Source organism: Rhizobium sp. RSm-3, from assembly GCF_001854685.1.
GTDB lineage: Bacteria > Pseudomonadota > Alphaproteobacteria > Rhizobiales > Rhizobiaceae > Rhizobium > Rhizobium ecuadorense.
Genome location: NZ_MAWZ01000057.1, coordinates 302936 through 324650 on the forward strand (window position 1 = coordinate 302936; position 21715 = coordinate 324650).

18 protein-coding genes are annotated in these 21715 nt (G+C 63.2%); 5 read left to right on the top strand and 13 right to left on the bottom strand.

Going from position 1 to position 21715, the window contains the following annotated elements; genetic code table 11:
* The first annotated feature begins 21 nt into the window (after nucleotides 1-21).
* Complete coding sequence (gene nuoG / locus BBJ66_RS28630) at nucleotides 22-2598, top strand: NADH-quinone oxidoreductase subunit NuoG (RefSeq protein WP_071091864.1); 2577 nt, start codon at nucleotides 22-24, stop codon at nucleotides 2596-2598.
* Between the two features lie 66 nt (nucleotides 2599-2664).
* Here nuoG and BBJ66_RS28635 read toward each other — a convergent pair whose 3' ends face one another.
* Genes BBJ66_RS28635 through nuoH form a run of 3 tightly spaced genes read right to left on the bottom strand, consistent with a single transcriptional unit; the run spans nucleotide 2665 to nucleotide 4729 of the window.
* Nucleotides 2665-3105 (bottom strand): CBS domain-containing protein, encoded by a 441-nt coding sequence (locus tag BBJ66_RS28635; protein WP_071091868.1) that lies wholly within the window; start codon nucleotides 3103-3105, stop codon nucleotides 2665-2667.
* Nucleotides 3106-3150: 45 nt separating this feature from the next.
* Nucleotides 3151-3717 carry an NADH-quinone oxidoreductase subunit I gene (locus BBJ66_RS28640; protein ID WP_071091871.1) on the bottom strand — a complete coding sequence of 189 codons (567 nt, stop codon included), beginning with the start codon at nucleotides 3715-3717 and terminating at the stop codon, nucleotides 3151-3153.
* A gap of 10 nt (nucleotides 3718-3727) precedes the next feature.
* On the bottom strand, nucleotides 3728-4729 hold the full coding sequence (gene nuoH, locus BBJ66_RS28645; RefSeq protein WP_049732361.1) for an NADH-quinone oxidoreductase subunit NuoH: 1002 nt from the start codon (nucleotides 4727-4729) through the stop codon (nucleotides 3728-3730).
* Nucleotides 4730-5093: 364 nt separating this feature from the next.
* Between nuoH and BBJ66_RS28650 the strand changes: the two genes are divergently transcribed.
* From BBJ66_RS28650 to BBJ66_RS28660, 3 genes are read left to right on the top strand one after another with little or no spacing between them, the layout of a single operon-like run.
* Nucleotides 5094-5408, top strand: a complete 315-nt coding sequence (locus BBJ66_RS28650; protein ID WP_007628095.1) for an ArsR/SmtB family transcription factor — start codon at nucleotides 5094-5096, stop codon at nucleotides 5406-5408.
* Entirely contained in the window at nucleotides 5405-5764 is a 360-nt protein-coding gene (locus BBJ66_RS28655; protein WP_071091874.1) for an SRPBCC family protein, read from the top strand. The genes BBJ66_RS28650 and BBJ66_RS28655 overlap by 4 nt, the downstream gene beginning before the upstream one ends.
* Before the next feature lie 45 nt (nucleotides 5765-5809).
* Nucleotides 5810-6421 carry an ATP-dependent Clp protease proteolytic subunit gene (locus tag BBJ66_RS28660; RefSeq protein ID WP_049732358.1) on the top strand — a complete coding sequence of 204 codons (612 nt, stop codon included), beginning with the start codon at nucleotides 5810-5812 and terminating at the stop codon, nucleotides 6419-6421.
* A gap of 71 nt (nucleotides 6422-6492) precedes the next feature.
* On the opposite strand, the gene BBJ66_RS28665 is transcribed toward BBJ66_RS28660, so the two are convergent.
* The 9 genes from BBJ66_RS28665 to BBJ66_RS28705 form a co-directional block, all read right to left on the bottom strand.
* Nucleotides 6493-6873, bottom strand: a complete 381-nt coding sequence (locus BBJ66_RS28665; protein ID WP_049732357.1) for a pentapeptide repeat-containing protein — start codon at nucleotides 6871-6873, stop codon at nucleotides 6493-6495.
* Between the two features lie 71 nt (nucleotides 6874-6944).
* The gene (locus BBJ66_RS28670; protein WP_049732356.1) at nucleotides 6945-7256 is read right to left on the bottom strand and encodes a DUF982 domain-containing protein; all 312 of its coding nucleotides are present in this window, start codon (nucleotides 7254-7256) and stop codon (nucleotides 6945-6947) included.
* Between the two features lie 273 nt (nucleotides 7257-7529).
* Entirely contained in the window at nucleotides 7530-9935 is a 2406-nt protein-coding gene (locus BBJ66_RS28675) for a protein kinase domain-containing protein (protein WP_071091876.1), read from the bottom strand.
* A 30-nt stretch (nucleotides 9936-9965) separates the two neighbouring features.
* Nucleotides 9966-11138 carry a serpin family protein gene (locus BBJ66_RS28680; RefSeq protein ID WP_071091879.1) on the bottom strand — a complete coding sequence of 391 codons (1173 nt, stop codon included), beginning with the start codon at nucleotides 11136-11138 and terminating at the stop codon, nucleotides 9966-9968.
* 13 nt (nucleotides 11139-11151) lie between these two features.
* Nucleotides 11152-13701, bottom strand: coding sequence for a trypsin-like serine protease (locus BBJ66_RS28685; RefSeq protein WP_071091882.1), 2550 nt, complete (start codon nucleotides 13699-13701; stop codon nucleotides 11152-11154).
* Complete coding sequence (locus BBJ66_RS28690; RefSeq protein WP_071091885.1) at nucleotides 13698-15314, bottom strand: caspase family protein; 1617 nt, start codon at nucleotides 15312-15314, stop codon at nucleotides 13698-13700. The genes BBJ66_RS28685 and BBJ66_RS28690 overlap by 4 nt, the downstream gene beginning before the upstream one ends.
* Before the next feature lie 22 nt (nucleotides 15315-15336).
* Entirely contained in the window at nucleotides 15337-17265 is a 1929-nt protein-coding gene (locus BBJ66_RS28695) for a DUF4384 domain-containing protein (RefSeq protein ID WP_071091887.1), read from the bottom strand.
* A 211-nt stretch (nucleotides 17266-17476) separates the two neighbouring features.
* A complete protein-coding gene (locus BBJ66_RS28700) occupies nucleotides 17477-17851 on the bottom strand; it encodes a hypothetical protein (RefSeq protein ID WP_049732350.1) in 375 nt (124 codons plus the stop codon).
* Nucleotides 17852-17971: 120 nt separating this feature from the next.
* On the bottom strand, nucleotides 17972-18562 hold the full coding sequence (locus BBJ66_RS28705) for a hypothetical protein (protein WP_071091928.1): 591 nt from the start codon (nucleotides 18560-18562) through the stop codon (nucleotides 17972-17974).
* 180 nt (nucleotides 18563-18742) lie between these two features.
* On the opposite strand from BBJ66_RS28705, the gene BBJ66_RS28710 reads away from it, so the two are divergent.
* Entirely contained in the window at nucleotides 18743-20347 is a 1605-nt protein-coding gene (locus BBJ66_RS28710; protein ID WP_049732349.1) for a hypothetical protein, read from the top strand.
* Between the two features lie 83 nt (nucleotides 20348-20430).
* Here the strand turns inward: BBJ66_RS28710 and BBJ66_RS28715 are convergent, their stop codons facing one another.
* On the bottom strand, nucleotides 20431-21633 hold the full coding sequence (locus BBJ66_RS28715; protein ID WP_049735329.1) for an integrase core domain-containing protein: 1203 nt from the start codon (nucleotides 21631-21633) through the stop codon (nucleotides 20431-20433).
* Nucleotides 21634-21715: the final 82 nt, after the last annotated feature.

Below are 21715 nucleotides of genomic sequence, written 5' to 3' on the forward strand. Positions count from 1 at the left end.
TGGCACGGACTGCGAGGAAGCATGGTTAGCGTTACGATCGATGGGCAAATACTGGAAGTCGAGCCCGGTTCGACGGTGCTGCAGGCTGCCCGGCATTTGAGTATCGATATCCCGACCTTCTGCTATATGAAGCGCCTGCCGCCGCTGGCCTCCTGCCGCATGTGTCTGGTCGAGATCGAGGGGCTGCGGCGGTTGCAGCCGTCCTGCGCCACCACGGTCACCGACGGTATGGTGGTGCGGACGAACACGCCTCAGATCGAGGAAACGCGCTCTTCCATGCTCGACATGCTGCTCGCCAACCATCCCCTCGACTGCCCGATCTGCGACAAGGGCGGCGAATGCGAGCTTCAGGACATGGTGATGGCCTACGGACCCCGCAAAAGCGAGTTCCACGACCCCAAGCGTGTCTTCCACTCCCAGGACATCCGTCTCAGCCCCGTCATCATCATGAACGTCAACCGCTGCATCCAATGCCAGCGCTGTGTGCGGATGTGCGAGGAGGTCGTCGGCGCGGTGGCGCTGGGCACCGTCGAAAAAGGCATGGATACCGCCGTCACCGGCTTCGAGGGCAGTCTCGCAAGTTGCGACCAGTGCGGCAACTGCGTCGAGGTCTGCCCGGTCGGCGCGCTGATGAGCTTCCCCTATCGCTACAAGGCACGCCCCTGGGATCTCACCGAGACCGACACGGTCTGCCCGCATTGTGGCACCGGTTGCCAGCTGACGGTGGGCACGCGCAAGGGTGAATTCATGCGGGTGCACTCGAAGTGGGACGAGGGTGTGAACCGCGAAACGCTCTGCGTGCGGGGACGCTTCGGCCTCGATTTCGTCACCAGCCGGGACCGGATCAAGCGGCCGATGATCCGTCGTGACGGCGCCCTGGTGCCGGTTTCCTGGGACGAAGCCGGCGACTATCTGCGCCGGCGGCTATCGGCCGTCGAGGGCAAGGAAGCCGGCGGGCTGGCCTCGCCGCGGCTGCCCAACGAGGTGCTCTATCAGTTCCAGAAGCTGTTGCGGACGGTGTTCCGGACCAACAACATCGACTGCTCTTCTCGCTGGTCCGCGCCCTTCGATACGCTCGGCCCGCTGGTGGGAGGGTTTTACAGCCGCGCACCGCTTGGCGAGGTGATCGGCAACGACTGTATACTCATCGTCGGCGGAAACGTGACCGAGGAGAACCCGGTCACCGAATACCTGTTGCGGGATGCTGCGCGGCGGCGCCAGGCCGGATTGCTCATGCTCTCGGCGCGGCCATCCCGTCTGGACGCCGATGCCAGGGTGGTGGTTCGCGCACCGCCGGGCGGAGAAGCGGCGAGTATTGCGGCGGTGGTCGCCGGGCTCGCGACAGCGGCCGGTCAGGCCTTGCCTGGCAACGCGCTTGCGGCCATCGAAGCGACAATCGGGAGGTCAGCGGCGGATGCCGGCAGCGATGGGCCGGGTCGTCTGGCGACCGCGCTCAAGGAGGCCGGCAGCGTCACCGTGCTTGTCAGCGTCGATCTCCTGAGATCACCCGACGCGCGCATGACGCTGCAGCAGATCAACAACCTGCTGCAGCTTCTCCGCTTGCTCGGCAAAGGCCCGGCGATGCAGTTCCTCTTCGACCGGGCCAACCAGATGGGCGCCTGGGACATGGGGGGTCTGCCGGCGGCTCTGCCGGGGCTGCGGCCGGTCGCCGATGATGCGGCGCGCGCAACCCTTGCGCGGAACTGGGGCGCCGAAATCCCGTCTGAACCGGGCGCGGGTCTCGATGCCATGCTGGAACTCTGCGTCGGCGGGCGGATGGGGGCGCTCTACATTGCCGGAGCCGACCCCCTGATCAGCTATCCCGACCGGGCGTTCGTACAGCGGGCGCTTGGCGCCGCCGATCTCCTGATCGTGCAGGACGCCTTTCTTACCGACACGGCCGGGCTGGCCGAGGTCGTCCTGCCCGCGGCGGCTTACGGCGAAGAGCCCGGCACGTTCACCAACAACGAGGGCCGGATCCAGAAGGTGCGCAAATTCCGGGAGCTGGTTTTCGAGGCGCGAGGCAATCTGGCGATCTTCGACTTCATCGCAGCGCTCCGCAACCAGGTGCTGCAGCCTTCGACGCAAGGCGAAATTTTCGATGAGATTGCCCGGCTGGTTCCGCTCTATCAGGGATTGACTGAGGACGGGCTTGGCGCCGACGGCGCATTCACCAAGGCAGTGCCAACAGCACCGACCGGCCTGTTCCCTGCGCCGCCGCCCGTCCCGACAGCCGCCGACCGGCTCATGCTGATCACCGGCGACTGCCTGTTCCACAACGGATATCTTTCCGAACGGTCGGACATCCTGAACACGGTCGCCAACGATCCCTATGTCGCGATGAGCGCAGAGGATGCCGCAGAGCTTGGCCTTTCGGATGGCGATCAGGTGATCGTGCGTTCAGCCCAGGGCGAACTGACGGCACAGCTCAAGGTCGACAGGCGGTTTCCCAAAGGCCTCGTCTTCGTTCCGGAAAACTACAGAGCCTTGCGTCTCAACAGCCTGATGCGGCGGGGCGAATACCCATGCCCGGTGGAGGTCCAGAAGGATGCCAGTCTTGAGGCCGACCGCACGGACCGGATCTGGCGTGGGGTCTGAAGATTTCCATCGCAAGGCCCGCGGCAAGCCGCCGTGTCCCGGTGTCTTACCATCGATCTGGCGACGTCAGTGATACCTGGTCCCGCAGATGTAATCCTGCAGATCCTGCTCTGTGCGCTGCGCTTCCTCGAGCCTGTGTTTAACCACGTCGCCGATGCTGACCACGCCGGCAACGTCGCCTCCGTCCATGACCAGCACATGACGCGTCCGTCGATTGGTCATGATCCCCATCGCCACCGGTAGCAAATCGTGGGTCGAACAGGTCGCCACGCTGCGGTTCATGACATCAGCGGCCCGCATCATCGCCGCCTCGGCCCCGTATTCCGCCACCGCATTGCAGCAATCCCGTTCCGACAGCGTTCCCAGGTATTCGTCGTTCGACTGGCTGACAACGACGAAGCCGATATTGTTGCTGCGAAACAACCTCAGAACTTCCACCATCGTCTGATCGGGAGCGACCGTGATGACACCGACACCTTTGTTTTTCATTATATCGCCGACAAACATCTAAACCTCCTGTCCGAGCGCTTCTGTCTGACAACTGGCGCGCGCTCACGTTCTGCGGATATTCCGCCACCAGTTGTAGCCTTGCGTTACTTTCGTTTCGACGAGCACGTCCTTCTTCGTATTCAGGCGCGCGGCAACCACGCCGCCGCCGGTTGCCGCCTTCCCTGGCTTGGCGAGCAGATCGTCTCGTCCGATCACCAGGCCGGCTGAGGAAAAACTCGAGAATTCGTACTGCTGGCCAAGCGCGATTGCATCCGCCGGGCAAGCGTCCTCGCACAGGCCGCAGAACAGGCAGCGAGCCGTGTCGATCTCGAACTTGGCCGGGTGCCGGTTGCCCTTCTCGTCCTCGTAGGGAACGACTTCAATGCAGTCGCAGGGACAGATCCGCGCGCAGAGTTCGCAGGCCACGCATTTGATCTCACCCTCTTCGTCACGCGTCAGGAAGTGGTGCCCGCGATAGCGGGAATAGGGCAACCACTTTTCCTTGTCCGGATACTGCATGGTGACCGGCTTAGAGAGCATGTAGCCGAATGTCAGAGCCAAGCCGTTCGCCAGATCGGCGAAGAACGCCCAGCCAATCCATGTTCTAACTTTGTCCTGTGCGCGCGACATCGCCGCCTCGCTACGGAGCCGCCATGGCCCCTAAAAGTACACCGGTTACAATTATGTTCGCCATCGACAGAGGAAGCAAGACTTTCCATCCGATCGCCATCAGTTGGTCGTAGCGGTAGCGGGGGAAAGTGAAGCGGAACCAGATAAACACATAGACGAAGAACGCGACCTTGAGCAGAAACCACAGCAACGGTGGCAAGGGGATCAGAACTCCGTTCCAGCCGCCGAAGAACAGGATCACCACCAGGACCGACACAAGGAGGACGATGGCATATTCGCTGACCATGAAGAAAGCGAAGCGGATACCGCTGTATTCGGTATGGAACCCGGCCCCCAGATCGCCTTCCGCCTCCGCCAGGTCGAAGGGAATGCGCTGCGCTTCCGCCAGTCCGGCGACGAAGAACACGAAGAAGCCGACCGGCTGGTAGACGACGTTCCAGACATCGGCTTGCGCCCGCACGATGTCGAGCAAGCTCATGGATTGCGCCAGCATGACCACGCCGATGACCGCAAACCCCATCGGGATCTCATAGCTGATCATCTGCGCGCAGGTCCTCAGGCTGCCGAGGACCGCGTATTTGCTGTTGGCGGCCCAGCCGCCGAAGATGACGCCGTAGACTTCGATCCCGATCACCGCGAAGACGAAAAGCAGCGCCACATTCATGTTCGAGGCGTAAAGCGTGATCTCCGCGCCCGGCACCGAGACGGTTTCGCCGAAAGGGATTGCGACGAACACCACAAAGGGCGGGGCAAGCGCCAGGATCGGCGCCAGTTTGAACAGGAAGCGGTCGGCCTCGGCCGGGATGTGGTCCTCTTTGGTCAGGAGTTTGATCCCGTCCGCCACCGGCTGCAGCAGCCCGTGCCACCCCACGCGCATCGGTCCCATCCGCTGCTGGATATGCCCGGCGATCTTGCGCTCCAGCCAAGTGAGCGGCAAGGGCAACAGCAGCAGGATCGCGATCAGCAACGCGACCTTGAAGACGATCAGCCCAAGAGTGACAATAAGCTCCATGATCCGCGGCTACTTCACCGGTGAAACGCGCGGCCGAACGTTGGCTCTGGCTATACTTGAACATTCTGCGCGCGTGTTATCCCCACATGGTACAACGGCGACACACCTTGCACAATGCCGGCATCGGCGCTCCACATACATGAAGGAAAACGGTAGCGTCGCCTTAACTTGGGTTGGGCAGAGATGCCTACGATGGGGCCGCTTCATGCGGCCGTCGACAAGGCGATTTCGCTCCACACCGCCATAGCGGCAGCATGAATATCGCGGTGATCGGCGGCTGTCAGATGTTTATGGCGATGACGGAAAGGTCGGTCGTCTTGAAAACAGACTTGCGAATCAGATAAGTGTGTGCTTATGTATTGGCATGATCGAGAATGACTTTTTCCGAGCTTTGGCAGACCCGACCCGCCGCGCGATCTTTGAGAAGCTGGCGGCAGGCAGCATGAACGCCAGCGCCTTGCGTGAAGGCATGGAGATCAGCCAGCCGGCAATGTCGCAGCACCTTGCGGTTCTGCGCAGTGCAAAGCTCGTGAGGGAAGAACGACAGGGGCGTTTCGTGAATTACGAAGTCGATCCCGATGGGTTGGCTCTCATCGCCCAGTGGCTCGCAAAATACCGCGCCTATTGGCCGGAGCGTATCGCAGCACTCAAAGTCTTGCTGAAGGATATGGATCAATGAACGAAGCGAAGACCAAGGAGAGGGATAGCGGCGTCGAGCTGGAGTTTGAGCTGGGCGATCCGCCGCAAAAGGTCTGGCGTGCCATCACCGTTCCCGAACTTCGGGAAAGGTGGTTGCCGAAGGAGGCATTGGCCGATCCCGATGCGATCACCGTCACCCCCGGCCAGGAAGTCCGCTACAAGCTGCGCGACGACAGCCCGCCATTCCTCGAAAGCACCGTGACGTTCACGATCACACCGAACGCGACGGGCGGAACCTGCCTTCGGATCGTCCACGAACTGACGGATGTAAGAACCGACCGAATGGCGAGGGCGGCGGCGAACAGCAACAGCCCGCTCCTCATGCTCGCCGCCTGACGCGGCGAGTTTCACCCTAACATTCCGAAAGTCTGGAGGTCGCCGATGCGCGAAGCGATGCAACTCGTCCCGATGGTCGTAGAACAGTCCAGCCGGGGAGAACGATCATTCGATATCTATTCCCGGCTTCTGCGCGAGCGGATTGTCTTCCTCAATGGCGAGGTGAACGACACCGTTTCGGCCCTCGTCTGCGCCCAGCTGCTGTTTCTAGAAGCAGAAAACCCCAAAAAACCCATCTACCTCTATATCAATTCGCCGGGCGGCGTCGTGACCAGCGGCCTCGCCATGTATGACACCATGCGCTACATCCGCGCGCCGGTTCACACGCTCTGCATGGGCACGGCCCGCTCTATGGGATCGTTTCTCCTGATGGCGGGCGAGCCGGGCGAGCGGGCCGCCCTGCCAAATGCAAGCATGCTGATCCACCAGCCGTCAGGCGGCTTTCAGGGGCAGGCGTCCGATATGCAAATTCACGCCGAGGAAATCCTGAAAACAAAGCAGCGTATGACACGGCTCTACGCGGAACATTGCGGGCGCTCCTATGAGGATTTTGAACGCGCTATGGACCGCGACCGCTTCATGACGTCGCAAGAGGCATTGGAATGGGGCTTGATCGACAAGATCATGCAGGTCCGCGAAGCCCCGGCCGATGAGTAAGGGATATGGCCCCGTTGTGGCAAAATCCCGATTAACGCAACGTTGTGCGTTGTCTCGGAAGTAAATGGCCTTCAGGTTTTCGCCTTTTCATAGGCCATGAGTAGATCGGTTACGAGAACGCCATTGATCCGCATCCCAGTCAAATCGGCATCGTTGATGTCTGAATCTGCCAACGTAACGCCGCTTATGGTCAATCGCGATAGATTTGCATTGGTGATGGCGGCTCCAGACAGGTTGACGTTGTTAAAGCGCGCATCCGCAAGGCTGATATCGTCAAAAACCGCTTCACTTAAATTGCTGTCGGTGAATTTTGCCTTAGTCAAAACAGCGTAAAACTGTGCGTCTGCGAGGTTTACGCCATCGAAATTAGCGCCTGACAAATCGGCCCGCTCGTAATGCATTCCTTGCATCTGAGGGCCATCAAATGGGTTGTGCTCTTGGTGGTCGCTCATTGTCGTTTCCTCCGCGATGCCGGCAATGATCGCTTGTGGCGCAAACCTGCGTTAGCGTCTCGAAATTGGGACTATCTTTGCGCCTTCGACGGCAGGTCCGGTTGTCGCGCTGCCACGCCCTGCGGGACGAGACAGAGAGCGGCGATACCGGCCTCTTCAGCCGCACGCAGAAGCGCTTCCCGGAATTGTTCCGGGGCAATTTTTCCGCTGATGGCGTCGACGCAGGCTTTGACGGCAGCCACATATTCTTCGCCGTCATCGAAAGGCCAGTCGTTCATCAGGAGACGCGCCGCGTCTCCAAGCGTCCATACGATCTTGCGAGATGCCGGACCTCGCAAAGCAAAACCGACCGGCGTGAATGCTGCTGATGTATTCCAGCACATTGTCCTCGACCCCTCAAGGCGGGGATACTCAGTCCCCATCTCTAATATACCGCATTTTATGAAAGTTGGAATTGAAATTTGGTGAGGCGTACCGCCTCAGCGCGAGGTTGCCGAATCAGGAAAAAAGGCGCTCTACGACCTTTTGACGAGGCGCGCCCTGCCCTGCGTCGACAAGGGTTGCATCGGTTGCGGCATACGGGCTTTGTGACAAATTGCCCTGCCCGTGACGCGCGGCAGACCGCTTTGCTTTTCGGTCTCCACCCTTTCGATCATTCACCGCAATTCGGCGGTCACCCGGAAGATGCCGCCGGCCGAAGCGTCGGAGCAGACGACGAAGGTCGAGCCCTCCTGCGCCATGAAGGCGACGTTGCCGCCGGCCTCGCAAGGCGTGGCGCTCCATTGCAGGATGATGTCGCCATTGTCGGGCAGTTTTTCCGTGGCGATCTGCGTCGCGCTTGCCATCCATTCGGTTGCCGACGGCAGGTGGACGGGGGCGTTCAGCTGTTTCGACAGCCAGGCGGTATAGTTCTGCGCCACGGCCAGCGGCACGTCGTCGGCCGGCAGCTCGGGATTGTCGCTGTATGCCTGGGCGCTAGCGGGATCGGAGTTGGCGGCGTAATAGGCCGCCATTTGGGCGCGGGTGACGGCCTTTGCCTGCATGCAGAAGGATTTTTCGACCTTCACGGCGCCATTGGCGACGCCGAGCATGCCGCCGAGCTCCTTCATCGAGGCGGTCATCAGCCGGACATTCTCCAGCGAATAACTTCCCGCCGGCACGGTCTCGAAGGCGAGCGTCGGTGAAACCGGGCAGAAGCCGCGGGCCGACAGCGCCTCGAGATCGGCAAGGATCGGTTTGTACGCAACCACCGCCAGCTTATAGGCCTCGGCGCTGTAGCGGCCATCGGCCTCGCCGATTTTCGGCGCGAGTGCGGCAAGCGTCGGATCGGCGGCGCCGGCGCGGGTGGCGATCGAGGCGTTGAGATCGGCGACCTTCTGCTTCAGGCCCGTCGCCTCGTCCTTCGACGCCATGACGTCGGCGATGATGGCGTCGAAAAGTTTGGCGGCGTCGCCATAGCCCGATGTCGCCGCCGGCATCTGCCATTGCTCGGCCTTGGTTTTGGCCTCCGCCATCAGGCCGCTCGCCTTGGCGACGTCGGGGCTGTCGCCGGCGCCGATGCGGTTGACCGTTTCGCGCTTTTCCACCGCGTTCTTTTCGGCCGCCGTCAGCGCGGTCAGCGCCTTGGCGAGATCGTCGAAAGCGGTTTTCGATGCGTCGTAATTGTCGACGGCGCCGTGCATCTGCTTGGCGGCGGCGCTGTCGGCGGCAGCCTTCATCTTGGCGTCTGCCTCGGCGAAGCTCGGCGCCTTGTCGCCGCCGGCAGCCGAAGCTGACGCTTTCGCCTTTTCGGCATTTTCCTTCGAGATGGCGATCAGCGCATTGCCGAGATTGATGGCGGCGGACTGGTAGCCCGGAAGGGCCTTTTCGTAGTCTTCGTCCTTGAGCAGCGCATCGGCGGAGGTCAGCGCCGCCGCACCCGTGTCATAGGAAAGCTTGGCCTGGTCACTGGCCGGGCGCTCCGGCGCCTTGGCGGCGATCGCCTTCTGTTTGCGGCTTTCGGCCTCCTTCTTCCAGGTGCCGACATCGGCGACGAGTTTCGGATCCGGGCGGAGCAGTTTTGGGATGGTGACGACGCCGACGCCGATGCAGATCAACAGCAGCGCTGCGATCATCGAGATTTTGACGGGCGTCCACTTTTTCGGTTTCGCCGCCTCCGGCTGCTGCGGCATGCCGCCGCGCGGATCCCAGGACATCGGCTGAATGCCTGTCGTTACCCTGGTGTATTCGCCGAGCGCATCGGCGCCGGTGCGCGGGCGCTGGGCCGGGTCGCGGCTCAGCATCCGCTCGATCAGGCTTGCCAGCCCCTCGGGAAAACCGGGGATCAGCACGTCGAGGCGGGGAAAGACGTTGGAGGGATCGAGATGGATATTCTTCCAGCTCTGCTCCCGCTGGTGCTCGTCTTCCCAGACCATGACGCTGTCGAAGACGCTGTTATAGGTCTGCCGCGGCAGGAACAGCTTGTAGGCGATCATGCCCATGGCGTAGATATCGAGGGCAGCGGAGGCCGAGAAGGTGCCGCTGGCATAGATCTCCGGCGCGCCGAATTCCGGCACATAGGGCGGGATGATGTGCTCGCCGATCTTCGAGATCAGATGCAGATTGCCGATCCGGACCGACAGGCCGGAATAATCCTCGGAGACGTAGATGCACTGGTCGGTCAGGGCATTGTGGGCGTAACCGGCGCCGTGCAGCGTCGCCAGGCCTTCGAGGATGTGGCGGCCGATCTCGGCGGCGCGCTCATAGGCCACCATCTCGGTTTCGTCGAGATACTGGTGCAGCGTCTTCGACGGCCGCTTTTCGACGATATAGAAATTATCGTCTTCCGGCGATGGCGGGATCAGGTCCTCGATTTCGACGAAGCGCCGGGCGGTCAGCGATTTCGCCTCGTTGATCGAGGTCCAGACCCGCTCGAAACGCGCCTTGTCCAGTTTCAGCGCCACATCGGGGGCGACGATGAAGACCGCATGGTCCATCCGCTTGTCCTGGGCGGGATAGACGATGAACTCGTTCTCATAGACCGGCTCGCCGATCGTGTAGCGGGCGATCAGATCACTTCTCATGCACATGTCCCCCTGCAATCATTGGCATTTCTATTCGCCGGCCAGAAGTGGATCGCCGACAAGGCCTGCGGCCAGCACCAGGCCGGTTCTGGTATCTCTGAGCGCGAAGGCAAAACGGGCATCGGCGACGACGCGAACGAGCTTGGGATCGATGCTGCGTTCGGTGATCGCTGCCGTGGCTGCCGCCGCCTCCGTGCCGTTTTCGTCAACCTTGATCATCGTCTTCTGAAGAACGCGCGACAAGCGAATGTTTTCCTTGGTAAAACCAGGGAAGGTCGAATGCTTGGCCTTTTCGGGTGTCAGTCCGATCGCGTTCAGCACCGGCATCAAATCACGCCCGTCGCTCAGGGAAAAGCGGGGCAGGAAGATTTCGCCCTTGGCAGGTTCGAATTTTTCCCCCTGCAGCCAGGAGGTGAGCGCCTTCAGGTCGGCGGCGGCGACACCCTTGCCGGAGCGCGCCGCCACCACGACCATGCTGTAGCTTTCGCCTGTATAGGCAAGGTCGACGGCGGCGAATTTCTCGTCGAAGCGGAATTTCTGTCCCTCGCCTGTGAGGTGCATCATCGGCACCAAAATTGTCGATCCATCAGGCCGCTGAAAGGAGGCCGGAGGGCTTTCTTTCTCGAAGGAGGTCTTCCAGCGCGCCTTGAAGGACAGCGCGCCCAGGCTGACGAAACCGCCGCCGGGCGGCGCGTCGAGCATAACGGGAATGGCGCCCCGCGTCGTCTGCTTGACCCAGAGGTTGATATGCTCGACCGACTCAGGCCCGTCGAGATCCTCGATCGACGGTTTGATCCGGTGGGTGGCGAGCATGGAAAGCGCGTCGGGCGCGAGCGCCAGCTTGTCGTCGAAGACGATCGCAACCGCCGTCGCCAAGGGCGTATCCGCGGCTGCCGGCTTTTCCGGGGTCATTGCGTCAAGCACCGTCTGCGGCCCCTTCACCTCGCTGCCGAAGCCGAGGCCCTTGGCGATTGCGGCCTTGCCTTCGGCGGAGGCGCCGAGGCTGGCAAGGCCAAGGGCTGCGGCAAGGCTTGCCGGCGACACCATGATATTGGCAGCACCCTCCTTTGCCAGCGTGCGGTCGATCAGTTCGGCCGCGAGCCCGGCCTGGGCTGAAAGCATCGATTTGCCGTCGCCGGCATGAGCTGGAGCAAGCGTCAGCAGGGAAGCGGCAAGGCCGGCCAGCAGAGTGGATTTCAGCATGCTTCCCTCCTCTTCAGCGGATGCGATAGAATTTGGAATCGAACGACCATTTGCCCTGGGCACCGGTCTCGTCGTCGCCGACGATCCTCAAAGTTCGGGCGAGATCGTAGACATAGTTGAAGGCGGCGCGCTGGCCGACGAGCGGCGTCGGCACATCCGGCAGGTCGAGCACCTCGATCGGCTTGTCGCTGAGGATGGCGACGACCATGCCGACGCCGGCCGGCCCCTCCACCACATATTCGAAACCGGTATAGGGATTGCGCGCATCGGGCACGACGACCGGCCGGGCCGGGTCGAGCCGGTTGTCGCCGCTTTTCGCGGTCGGTTTCAGGCCCATCGAGCGCTTGTTCGGGTAAAGCTGGGTCAGCTTGCCGGAGGCATCGATATCGACCAGGATCAGGTAGCCTGACTTTTTGGTCGAGACCCGCATCGCCACCTTGTCGCCGATGCCGACCGAGGTGCCGGGCAGCACGTCGACGGCAACACCGGCCTCATTGTCCGTCTTCAGCGTGTTCTCGACGGCGGCGACCGGGGTTTTCGCCTCCTCGCCGGTGACGACATCGCGGCCGAGCGCATCCGGCTGGCCATAAAATTGCGGCACCGGGGTGAAGCGGCAATCCTGCGCATGCGTGCGGCAATATTCGTCCGATTTGCGGCGGACATAATCGAGCAGGGCGGCATTGCTGACATTCGGCTTGTCAGCGGCGCGCGCCACGCCATCCTCTACGCCTTCGATGAAGCGGCGGGTAAAGACGCCGGCCGGCGGCTTGGCCTCGCGGTCGACCAGCGCCCATTGGCCTGAATTGACGGCCGACCAGACCATGGCGTTCTCGCCGCCGAAGGAGAATTTCGCTTCCTTGCCCGACTTGTTCGGCGGTTCGAGCGCGGCCAGCGCCGGACCGAGGCAACGGACATTGCCGGAGGGGGCGGCCACCGCGCTGCGGCTGCCCGGCCCGACATGGCAGGCATCGATCAGCAGCGTGACGCGGCGGTCCTTGAGGCTGTTCAGCCGCGCGGCGATTTCCGTTTCGCGGATCTGGTTGGTGACCGTGACCTTGCCTGCCTCGCGCACCAGCTTGGCGTCGGCCGCGACAAGCGTCGGGCTGGTCGTCTCCTCGGCGCCCATTTCCTCTGAACCTTGGCCGCTGAAATAGAGGAAGACTCGGCTGCCGGGCGTCGACTGGCGTACCAGCCAGTCGTCGATCTCAGCAAGGATCGCCTCGCGGCTCGCCTTGCGGTTGGTCAGCGTGTGGATCTGCTCCGGGCGGTAGGCGAGTGTCTTCACCAGGAAGAGCTGCATCGCCTTCACATCGGTGGCGGAGCCGGTGAGTTTTGCCTCGCGCATCTCGTAGTCGTCGATGCCGATCAGCAGCACACGGTCGCCGGGTGAGCTTTGGATCCCGGGCGTTTGGCCATAAGGGGCCTGGACAGCGGGTGTCTCGACAGCGGGCGGCTGGACGGCGGGTTCCTCGGCAGCCGGCTTGCCAGCCGGTGCGGAATCGTCGGCAGGCGTTTCGGTCGTGGCGGCAGGGGCGGTATCGCCGGCGGGCGGGGTGGTGATGGAGAGGTTGGCGAGTTTCTGACCGGATTGTCTCAGCTTCGTCCCGGCGCCGGTGGTGGTGGTCGAGGCGACCTGATCGCCGGCGGCCGGCGTTTCGACATTCGGTACGTCGCCATCGGTCTTGGCGGCGATCCAGTCGCGGAAGGCGGCGACGCGTGTATAGACGCCGTAATGTTCGGCCTCGGCGCAGCCCGCACCCCAGCTGACGATGCCGAGCTGAATCCAGCTCTTGTCGGGGCGCTGAGCGACCAGCGGGCCGCCGCTGTCGCCCTGGCAGGCATCCTTGCCGCCCTCGGCATAACCGGCGCAGACATTGCGCTCGTCGATCGGGTTCATCCGCATCGAGCTGTCGCGATAGGCGGCGCGGCAATCCTCGCGCGGGACGATCGGCAGCTCGACTTCCTGCAGCTCGGTCGGCAGGTATTTGTCGTCCCATCCGTGATCGGCCTTGGTGTAGCCCCAGCCCGTGACGACAGCCTTGTGGCCGGCGACCTCGACGTCTTCGTCCGAGGCCGAGGCGAGGACTGCCGGCCTGGAGACGGCAGGTTCGGCCAGCTTGATCAGGGCGATGTCGTTGGCAAAAACCTTGCGGTCGAAATCCTCGTGGATGACCACGTCTTCGACGGCAAGGCCGGGCTTATCCGGCCCGTCGACCGAAATGACCTTGTCGATCTTCGACTTGCCCTCGACGATCAACAGGTCGCGGGCGAAGAGATCCTGCTTGCCGGAGCGGCCGCTGGTGACGCAATGGGCGGCGGTCAGGATCCAGCGCGGCGCAATCAGCGAGCCGCCGCAATGGCCGCCGAAGCGGCCGCGCTGTTCGGGATCGGGCGCCAGGATTTTTACCTGCCAGGGCCATTCGCCCTTCTTCGCCGCCTGGCCGCCGATCACACGGCCGCCATCCTCGCCGGCAAAATCGGTATCCTGCTGCGCCAGCGCAGGGGCAGCCAGAAGCAGTACTACCGAGGTAATAGTGAGGATCCTGCTGATCGACGCGCTCATAGCTTGGCTCCGGCGGAGGTATAGAGGACCGTAAATCCGACGCGGGCGCCCTCGGGCAGGACGTCGCCGAGCCGCCTGGCGATATTGCCGGCGGTGCGGCGCCTGTCGTTCTGCTTGAGGAATTCGACGAGATCGGGCATCGGCTTTTCCGAGGTGACGGCGACGAGCAGATCGGTGCCGAACGGGGCGACGACGGAGAGATCGAGATCAAAACTCGCCGGCATCCCAGCATCGACCTCTTTCTCACCGGGATAGAGGAACTGCACGGTCCCGTCGCCGGTGACGTCGAAAAGCACGAGTTTGCGGCCGGACAGATCGGAAACCGCGACGCCGACACGTTCACCTTCGCGATGGACCGTATCGGACGGGGTGACGCGCACGGTCTGCGGGTTACCCTCCGACAGCCGCTTCAGCGTGTCGAGCGCGGCCATCCGGTCGACGACGAACGGCATGTCGCCGGCGCCGATGCCGGAGGCGACGACATCGCCGCCGGCAATCGCCTCGCGTTTTTCCGGGTCGAAGACCAGTTCGGCATCCGCACCTTCCGTCAGCTTGAACGGCGTGACGGCCGGATCGATGCCCTGCAGCACCGGCTCGGCGCCGAGGGCGGCAACGCTGATCGGCGCGGGCTCGGCTGGCGGCGGCGTGGATGATTTCGCTGCTTCTGCCGTCGTTCCCGCCCCTTCGTAATTATAGACGACCGCGCGGTCGAGATCGGTTCCCGGCGGGCTTTCGGTGAAGATGTTCTGCCGCTGGTCGGTGAACTGATAGACCGACTGCCGCACATATTCGAAGAGTTCGCGGCGGCTGACGGCGCCGTCGCCGTTGCGGTCGGCCGCCCCTTCGAAGGCGCGGGCGGTGGCATAGCTCAGCGCGCCGCGTTTCTGCGGAATGCCGGGAATGGAGATTTCGGGCGATTTGGTGTTGTCGTCGACGGCGGCGAGGAAGGTCAGCCGTTTGTAATCGAAGCCGGTGGAGAGTGCGTCCGCCGTCGTCGAGATCGGCGCGAGGTCGTCCTGCTCGATCGTATAGGAGGGCGCCTGGCGCCAGGTGATCTCGGCGCCGCGCGGATCGACATCGCGGGTCATGCCGCCGGCATGGCAGGTATCGGCGATGAAGAGCACATCGGCGCCCTTGGTCTCGAGATTGCGGATCAGCACCTTGAACTCGTCGCCGAAGATGCGCTCGCGCGATCCGGGCAGCCGTGTATCGAAGCCGGCAAGCACATAGACCTCGTCGCGGCCGCTCGGTTTCGAGCCCTTGACGCGCTCCGGCTCGCTCGAGCCGTGGCCGGCGATGCCGAGCACCACGAGATCGCCAGCCCCTGCCCGTTCCGTCACGGCTTCGATCGCATGGAAGATGCCTTCGCGGTCGGCAGCGCCGTTCTTCAGCAGCGTCATGTCCTCGACGCCGACCGAACGCAGCGAAAGCGAGAGGTCCTCGGCATCGGCGACGGCGCCGTGCAGCGGCGGAACGTTGCGGTAGAGATCGATGCCGATCAGCACGGCCCGGACGGCGCCGCGCTCCGGCGCCTCGATCGTCCTTGCCAGGCTTTCAGTGGCCGCCAGGCTGAGGAGGGCGAATGCGGCGGCCATGGAAACGGATGCGGACATGGCCAAACTCCCCTCGCCCCCACTATTCGCGGCGCCATTCGACGCGGCGGTTCAGCGCATCGACATCGTCTTCGGTGAGGTTTGCGGTTGCCGTTACATCGACCGGCTCGGAGGCGCCGCGGCCTTCGGCGTCGATCGAGGCATCGATGCCGTGGCTCTTGAGGAAATCGGCGACGGCCTGGGCGCGGCGCTCGGAGAGCTTCTGATTATAATCGTCGCCGCCGCGCCGGTCGGTATGGCCGATCAGGATGATGCGGCCGGGCTTCTGCTCCTTCAGCGCCTCCAGCAGCTCCTCAGCGGCCTCGGTGCCGATCGAGGTGAAGCTCGATTTGTCGAAGTCGAAGGTGATCGGCACGGGAATGGAGACCGGCACGATGCCGCGGACATTTTCGGAATAGATGCCGCCGAGCACGCCGCTGCGGTGATCCTTCTCGGCCGGCACGAAGCTGCCTTGAGGATTGTCGCTCGTCGGATTGGCGGCCAGGATGCGGGCCTGGGCGGCGCGCTGGATGAGATCGGAGATCGTGTCGGCCGGGGGCGCCTTCGGCGTGCGGGTCTCGTTCTTGATGATCTCGATCGCCTGCTGATAATCGGCGGCGGCATCGGCGAAACGGCGGGCGGAGAAATAGATCTCGCCGAGTGTGGCGGAGGCCTGCCAGAGCACCTGCGGACTGTCGGCGGCGACCAGCAGCGGCTCGTAATCGGCGACCGGCTGGTTGGCGGCCATCATCTCCTGGGCGGCGGCGAGCCTAAGCGCTGCGACGCGGCGCTGGGCATTGACCTGGAACTGGCCGCATTCGGCGCTGACGGCAATCGCATCGGCCTCGGACGCGGCGGCTGTGATATCCTTGGCGGCAACGGCGGTGTTCAGCTTGTCGAGAAGGGCGGTGCAGGCAGGCGTGTCGGCATTCGCCACCTCGATTTCCTCGCCGGCCTGGCCAGGCTCGGCCGAGCGGCCGAGGTTGAGCTGCGGCATCTTGATGCTGAAACCGCCGGGAAGCTTGAATTGCGGCATCTTGAGCTGCGGCATCGGCAGTTTCGGCATCTTGGTCTGGGATGACTGGGCCGGCTGCTTATATTGGGTCGGCCGGGTGGATGCGGTGGTGTCGGCAGGGCCGATCAATTGCAGTTCGTCGGCGGCAAGCTCCTGGCCGGGCGCCAGATTGGTGACGATCTTGTATTTCTTCGGCGGCTGCGTCGTCGCCTGCTCCACAGGCTTCGGCGCCACCTTTTTCGGGGCGACGGGCTTGGGTTTTTCCACCACCGTGTCCGGCTTCTTGGCGACTTCCTGCTTGATCACCGGCTTCGGCTTCGGCGTAACAGGCGGCTTGGCCGCCTGTTCGACCGGTTTGGCGGCGGGGGCGGCTGCGACAGGTGGGGCGGCTGCGGGCGGCAGGGCCGCCGGGCTGTCGACCGTCGTCAGCATCAGCGTCTTGCTGCTGATCTTGGTGCCGAGGCTGCGGGCCTCTTCCAGGCTGCGGGACACGGCATCCATGCCGCCGTCGACCGAGCGGAACATGCCGCTGCCGCTGCCGCCGAGATCGGCGAAGATGGTCAGCGGCTTGGAGGAATAGAAGACCTTGATCTGCTCCTGACCCACAGGGCCGGAGACCTGCAGCCGGGCGCCGCTGGCCGGATCCGGCACCTGCACGCGCTTGCCGGGCCCGACGAGGGCATCGGTCTGATATTTGTTCGGGAAAAGTTTGATGACGGAACCGTTCGGCGAGACGTTCAGCACCGTGACGTAGCTATTTTCGGTCGACTGGATGAACAGGCCGACGACTTCGCCGATGGCATATTTGGCTTCGGCGCGATCGAAGGTGATGCTGACGGGGCCGGTCTGCGCCGGCGCTTCGGTCAGTGTGCGTTCGTTCTGCGCCTCGACGGCGGGAACCACCGCAAAGAACGAGAGAAAGGTAGCTGCGGCTAGGATGGCTTTGCGGTGCAACATGGAAAAACCTCCTCTTCGAACAATCTCACACTGTGTTGAAGATGAGAATAGCACTGACCGGCGAAATTGGGATGGCTTTGCCTGTCTTGCTTGAGGGAGGGTTACAAATTATTTGGAGCCAGGAAGAAACCGTCCCGGAAAAGACGTGATCAAGACTCTTGATCGGCACTATCGGCCGCCGGATCTAGTCTTTTCGACTTGCGAACGATGCTTAGTTCTTGGGTTTCTGCCCGGCTGATTTCAAAATCGAGATCAGGTCGCTCATGCCTTCGGGCGAGGAATTGTAGAGCCAGAGAATATCCGGATTATCGATCGTGAATTCCTTGCCGGGCGCTGAACCCATGTCGCGGCCGGGCGAGGTCGCATCCGGCAGCTTGTCGGCGCCGGGTGTCAGCCCCTTGGCGCGTTCGTGTTCGGCGATGATCGCGGTCGCTGCGGCAAAGGCCTTTTCGTCATGATGGCGCAGTGCGGCAAGCGAGGGGTTGCGCGCCGCAAGCGCGTCTTCGGCCGGGCCGGCATGGGCAAGCTGGGGTTCAAGCGCCAACAGCAGGCAGATCGACAGGGGTATGAGCCGGGATTTCGTCATCGTCGTCACATCCGTCCTATGGGCGCCATTCGCGCGAAGTTGCTTAAAACAATAGGGAGAGGCCGAAAGGAAGGCAACGGCGCGCAGTGCCCATCGATTGGGAGGGCTGAAATCGGCTGGTTAGAGGATCTTCAATTGCTGCAGGCTGAGGCGCAGATCGCGCAGCATGTCGCCGAAAATCTCCTCGATCTTGCCCGTCGACCAGACGACCATGGTGCCATAGGGCGAGCGCTTGCGCTGCATGAAGCCCGCCGTCTCGAAATCGATCAGCGTCTTGCGGCAGGTCTCGCTCGACATCACCGCCACCAGGAAACGGGCGAGATTGGACTGGTCGATGGCGCCTGCTTTCTCCGCCCAGTTCTGGATCAGCCGCGGCTTGGTGTCGGCGGTGAACATCGAGGCGAGCGCCCGATCCTGCGACAGCCCGAGGCGCTGCAGCTTGGCCGGGTCGCGGGTCAGCGACACCACGTAATCATTGTGCAGATCGGCGAAGCGCTCGATATCCTCGGCCGTGTTGATGCCGAAGACCTTCATCGAATAGAGGAACTCGGCCATCAGATAGGTCGGCTCGGAGCGCAGCTGCGCCAGATGCTTGTCGTCGGCGCTTTGCGAGGCCGCGCAGACGCGATCGGAGAAGCCTATCCTTGCGGCGCGCACCTGCTCCAGCAGGCTGATGTCGAGCGCCAGTTCGTCACCGTTCCATTCCAGCATAAGCATTCCCTGCCCGCAAAACTTGGAGACCATGATCTTGTACTATTCCAGGCGCAGATCTCCAAATCGTTTGGAAAGCAACGGCTTGCTGACAAGGCGCATCTATCTTACCATTTCGAAGACTTGACGGTCATAGAGGGCCGAGCCGGCCTGACATCGTCCTGTTCGGGGGTCGAGGACATGCGTAGTCTTGGGTCGCATATTCTGTTTGCCGCGGCACTTGCGGCCGCCTCGCCGGTTCTCGCCAAGGACACTGTGATGATCGAACTTCGCAGCGGGAATGGCGGCCGCTCGGTCGGCATCATTTCCGCCAATGAGGAAGTCGAGGCATCGGGGCCGGCGGCGATCACCGTCGGCGACGACGGCACCATCTATATCCTCGACCAGAACAATGGCCGCGTGCTCGCCATCGATGCCGAGCGCTCGCAGGCCGAGCCCGAAATCCTGCCGCTGCCGGAAAATGCCGCGCCCGAAGATCTCGCCGTCGTCCATAACGAACTCTATCTCTGGTCGGATGGCGTCGTGCCACTCGAGCGCGCCACCGAAGCCGATGGAAGGTCCCAGACGCTGCGCGCCGTCGATGGCGGCGATGCCGACGACTATACCCGCTCGGTCTTCGCCTCGATGGGCTCGGTGCCGCCGGGGCCGCTGAACAGCATCGTCGACGAGATCGGCCGCAGCACCAGCCGGCCGGCGGCCCGCCCGCCGGTCATTCAATATGTGCCGAGCCGCGGGCTCGGCGATATCGTCGCCGAAGTCTCGGCGGCAAACGACAAGGCGGAAATCCTGCTGCGGCGCAGCAGCTCGGAGGAGAATTTCCTGTCGCTGCAGCTCTCCGCCGAGGGCCGCATCGGCACCGTCGAACTTCTCGACATCGACACGACCGGCCGGCCCTATGCGCTGGTCGAGCTGGTGCCGGCCGATCAGCCGGAGCGGACCGGCATGCTGGTGGTGCGCTTCACGCCGAACGGGGCGGTGGACCGGGTCTATGACCTGCCGATCGACCCCGGCACGGTCTTTTCCCGGCGCTTCGTGGCGATCGGCCCGCGCGGCGACGTGCTCTATTTGAGATCTCAGGAAAGCCGGGCGCAGGTGCTGCGGCTCGACGGCCGCGACCCTGGCCGAAAGCTTGCCGTCGCGCGACCCGCCAAGCCGCTCGTAGCCGGCAAGCCCGGCAAGGCGCCGAAGGTGGCGATCGTGCCGAAATCGCGCAGCGATGTCATCGAGCGGGCGATCGGCTTCGAGACGCTGAACTGGCTGGTGACGTCAACAGCCTATGGCAGGGACCCAGGCCCCGGCTGCATCAACATGAACCGGCTGCGCCGGCCGATCTACCTGATCGGCAAACGCGGTCAGACGGTGAAGGGCGTTCCCTATTGCTGGGGCTGCAAGACCCGGCTCGAGGATTTCATGGACGGCGTCGAGAAGGGCCAGACCGCCGGCAATGTCTGCACCAAGAGCGCGCCGCAAACCAATATCCTCGGCGTCGACTGCTCCGGCTTCGTCAGCGACGCCTGGGGGCTGAAGATGCATGTCTCGACGCGCGCCATCCCTGATATCACCAAGCGCGTCTCCGACCCCTGGTCGATGCGGCCGGGCGACGCGCTGAACAAGCCCGGCTCGCATGTGCTGCTGTTCATGCGCTTCACCGACGACCGCAAGGTCGAGGTGATGGAAGCCTCGCCGAACGCCTGCAAGGGCCGCGTCTGCCGCAATACCTATTCACTCGGCAGCCTGTTGATGCGCGGCTACCAACCGGTGCGCTTCAAGGGGCTGGATGGCTGAAGGGTGGGAGCTGTCCGGTTGGTGCCGATTGAACGACCGGGTTGATGGTCGACACTTTGGACCGGGATGATACCTGACAGTTTTCATTCTGTCGTGTGTGCTGCTTCGGGCCTCATCGGCCTGGGCGGGCGCGGCGGAGCGAAGCGACGGAAGCGGCCGTCCAGGCCGATGAGGCCGATGTCGCGGTTGCAGAAGCGCACGACGTGATCGCCGTTTTCCAGCTCGCTCAGTCCGACGAGTTCGCCGGCAAGGGCTTCGCTGACGAACAGCCGGCCTCCCTTCCATTTGATCTCGCCGCTGTCACGTACACGGCGCACCTGGTGGTCGGCATCATACCAGGGATCGTCGAGACGCTCAGGCATCGCGCGCGGCTGGCAGGGCCGATAGAGGTCGGCGGGCGGGCGTTGGCCCAGCGCTTCATGCGGGCGCTCCTCGTTGTAGTGCTGGCGGAAGGCATCGAAACGGACCTGCTGCTGGCCGGCATTGTCGGCCGGCGGTTTGGATGTCTGGGCCTTCAGAGTGCGATGCATGCGTTCGTGCCTGCCGTTCTCCTGGGGCGATGCCGGCGTGATGAAGTGCGCCTCGATGCCGAGCTTGATCCACCAGGTCGACAATCGGGTCAGGCCGCCGGCTCCATGGCTGCCGAAGGGCGAACCATTGTCACAGCGGATCGCAAACGGCAGGCCATGGGTGCGGAAGGCCTCTTCGAACACCGGCCGCACGCCCTCGATGGTCTGCGGAGCAATGCGCACATCGATCAGAAACCGGCTGTAGCTGTCGCTGATCGTCAGCGGATCGATGCGCTGCTGGTCGCGGGTGCGGAACCAGCCCTTGAAGTCCACGCTCCATTCATCATTGGCTTGTCTTGCCTCGCTGAACGGGCGACCCTGATCCAGGGCCCTGCGCCGCCGCCTGGAAGTCTCCACAAGACCTGCCCGTTTGAGGATGTCGCCGATCGTCGAGGCCGCCGGCCAAGATGTCTGCGCCGACTGGCGCCGCAACAATGCCAAAAGCTTGCGCGGCCCCATATGCGGAAACCGCTGACGCAGCGCAATCACCTGATCGACAAGGGCTGCCGGCGTGCGATGTGGGCACGAAACCGTACCGTGCGAGCGGTCGACAAACCAGTCTTCCGCACCGCTCATCTGCCGCTTGCGCCAGGCGTAAAATGTCTCCCGGCTCACACCGTAACGACGGCAAAGATCACTCACACTCCAATGCCCCGAAACATAGTCCGACAGCATCCGAACACGTTCTTCCATGCGACAAGTCTCCACAAATGGCATCGGAAGCCCTCCCTCCGATGCACTATGACTTGTCAACCATCAACCCGGTTCATTCTGTCAGGGATCTGCCCGGGCTGTACCC

Coding starts and splice junctions, on each gene's coding strand:
- nuoG (WP_071091864.1), top strand. CDS start 22: ATGGTTAGCGTTACGATCGATGGGCAAATACTGGAAGTCGAGCCCGGT.
- BBJ66_RS28635 (WP_071091868.1), bottom strand. CDS start 3,105: ATGTTTGTCGGCGATATAATGAAAAACAAAGGTGTCGGTGTCATCACG.
- BBJ66_RS28640 (WP_071091871.1), bottom strand. CDS start 3,717: ATGTCGCGCGCACAGGACAAAGTTAGAACATGGATTGGCTGGGCGTTC.
- nuoH (WP_049732361.1), bottom strand. CDS start 4,729: ATGGAGCTTATTGTCACTCTTGGGCTGATCGTCTTCAAGGTCGCGTTG.
- BBJ66_RS28650 (WP_007628095.1), top strand. CDS start 5,094: ATGATCGAGAATGACTTTTTCCGAGCTTTGGCAGACCCGACCCGCCGC.
- BBJ66_RS28655 (WP_071091874.1), top strand. CDS start 5,405: ATGAACGAAGCGAAGACCAAGGAGAGGGATAGCGGCGTCGAGCTGGAG.
- BBJ66_RS28660 (WP_049732358.1), top strand. CDS start 5,810: ATGCGCGAAGCGATGCAACTCGTCCCGATGGTCGTAGAACAGTCCAGC.
- BBJ66_RS28665 (WP_049732357.1), bottom strand. CDS start 6,873: ATGAGCGACCACCAAGAGCACAACCCATTTGATGGCCCTCAGATGCAA.
- BBJ66_RS28670 (WP_049732356.1), bottom strand. CDS start 7,256: ATGTGCTGGAATACATCAGCAGCATTCACGCCGGTCGGTTTTGCTTTG.
- BBJ66_RS28675 (WP_071091876.1), bottom strand. CDS start 9,935: ATGAGAAGTGATCTGATCGCCCGCTACACGATCGGCGAGCCGGTCTAT.
- BBJ66_RS28680 (WP_071091879.1), bottom strand. CDS start 11,138: ATGCTGAAATCCACTCTGCTGGCCGGCCTTGCCGCTTCCCTGCTGACG.
- BBJ66_RS28685 (WP_071091882.1), bottom strand. CDS start 13,701: ATGAGCGCGTCGATCAGCAGGATCCTCACTATTACCTCGGTAGTACTG.
- BBJ66_RS28690 (WP_071091885.1), bottom strand. CDS start 15,314: ATGTCCGCATCCGTTTCCATGGCCGCCGCATTCGCCCTCCTCAGCCTG.
- BBJ66_RS28695 (WP_071091887.1), bottom strand. CDS start 17,265: ATGTTGCACCGCAAAGCCATCCTAGCCGCAGCTACCTTTCTCTCGTTC.
- BBJ66_RS28700 (WP_049732350.1), bottom strand. CDS start 17,851: ATGACGAAATCCCGGCTCATACCCCTGTCGATCTGCCTGCTGTTGGCG.
- BBJ66_RS28705 (WP_071091928.1), bottom strand. CDS start 18,562: ATGCTGGAATGGAACGGTGACGAACTGGCGCTCGACATCAGCCTGCTG.
- BBJ66_RS28710 (WP_049732349.1), top strand. CDS start 18,743: ATGCGTAGTCTTGGGTCGCATATTCTGTTTGCCGCGGCACTTGCGGCC.
- BBJ66_RS28715 (WP_049735329.1), bottom strand. CDS start 21,633: ATGCCATTTGTGGAGACTTGTCGCATGGAAGAACGTGTTCGGATGCTG.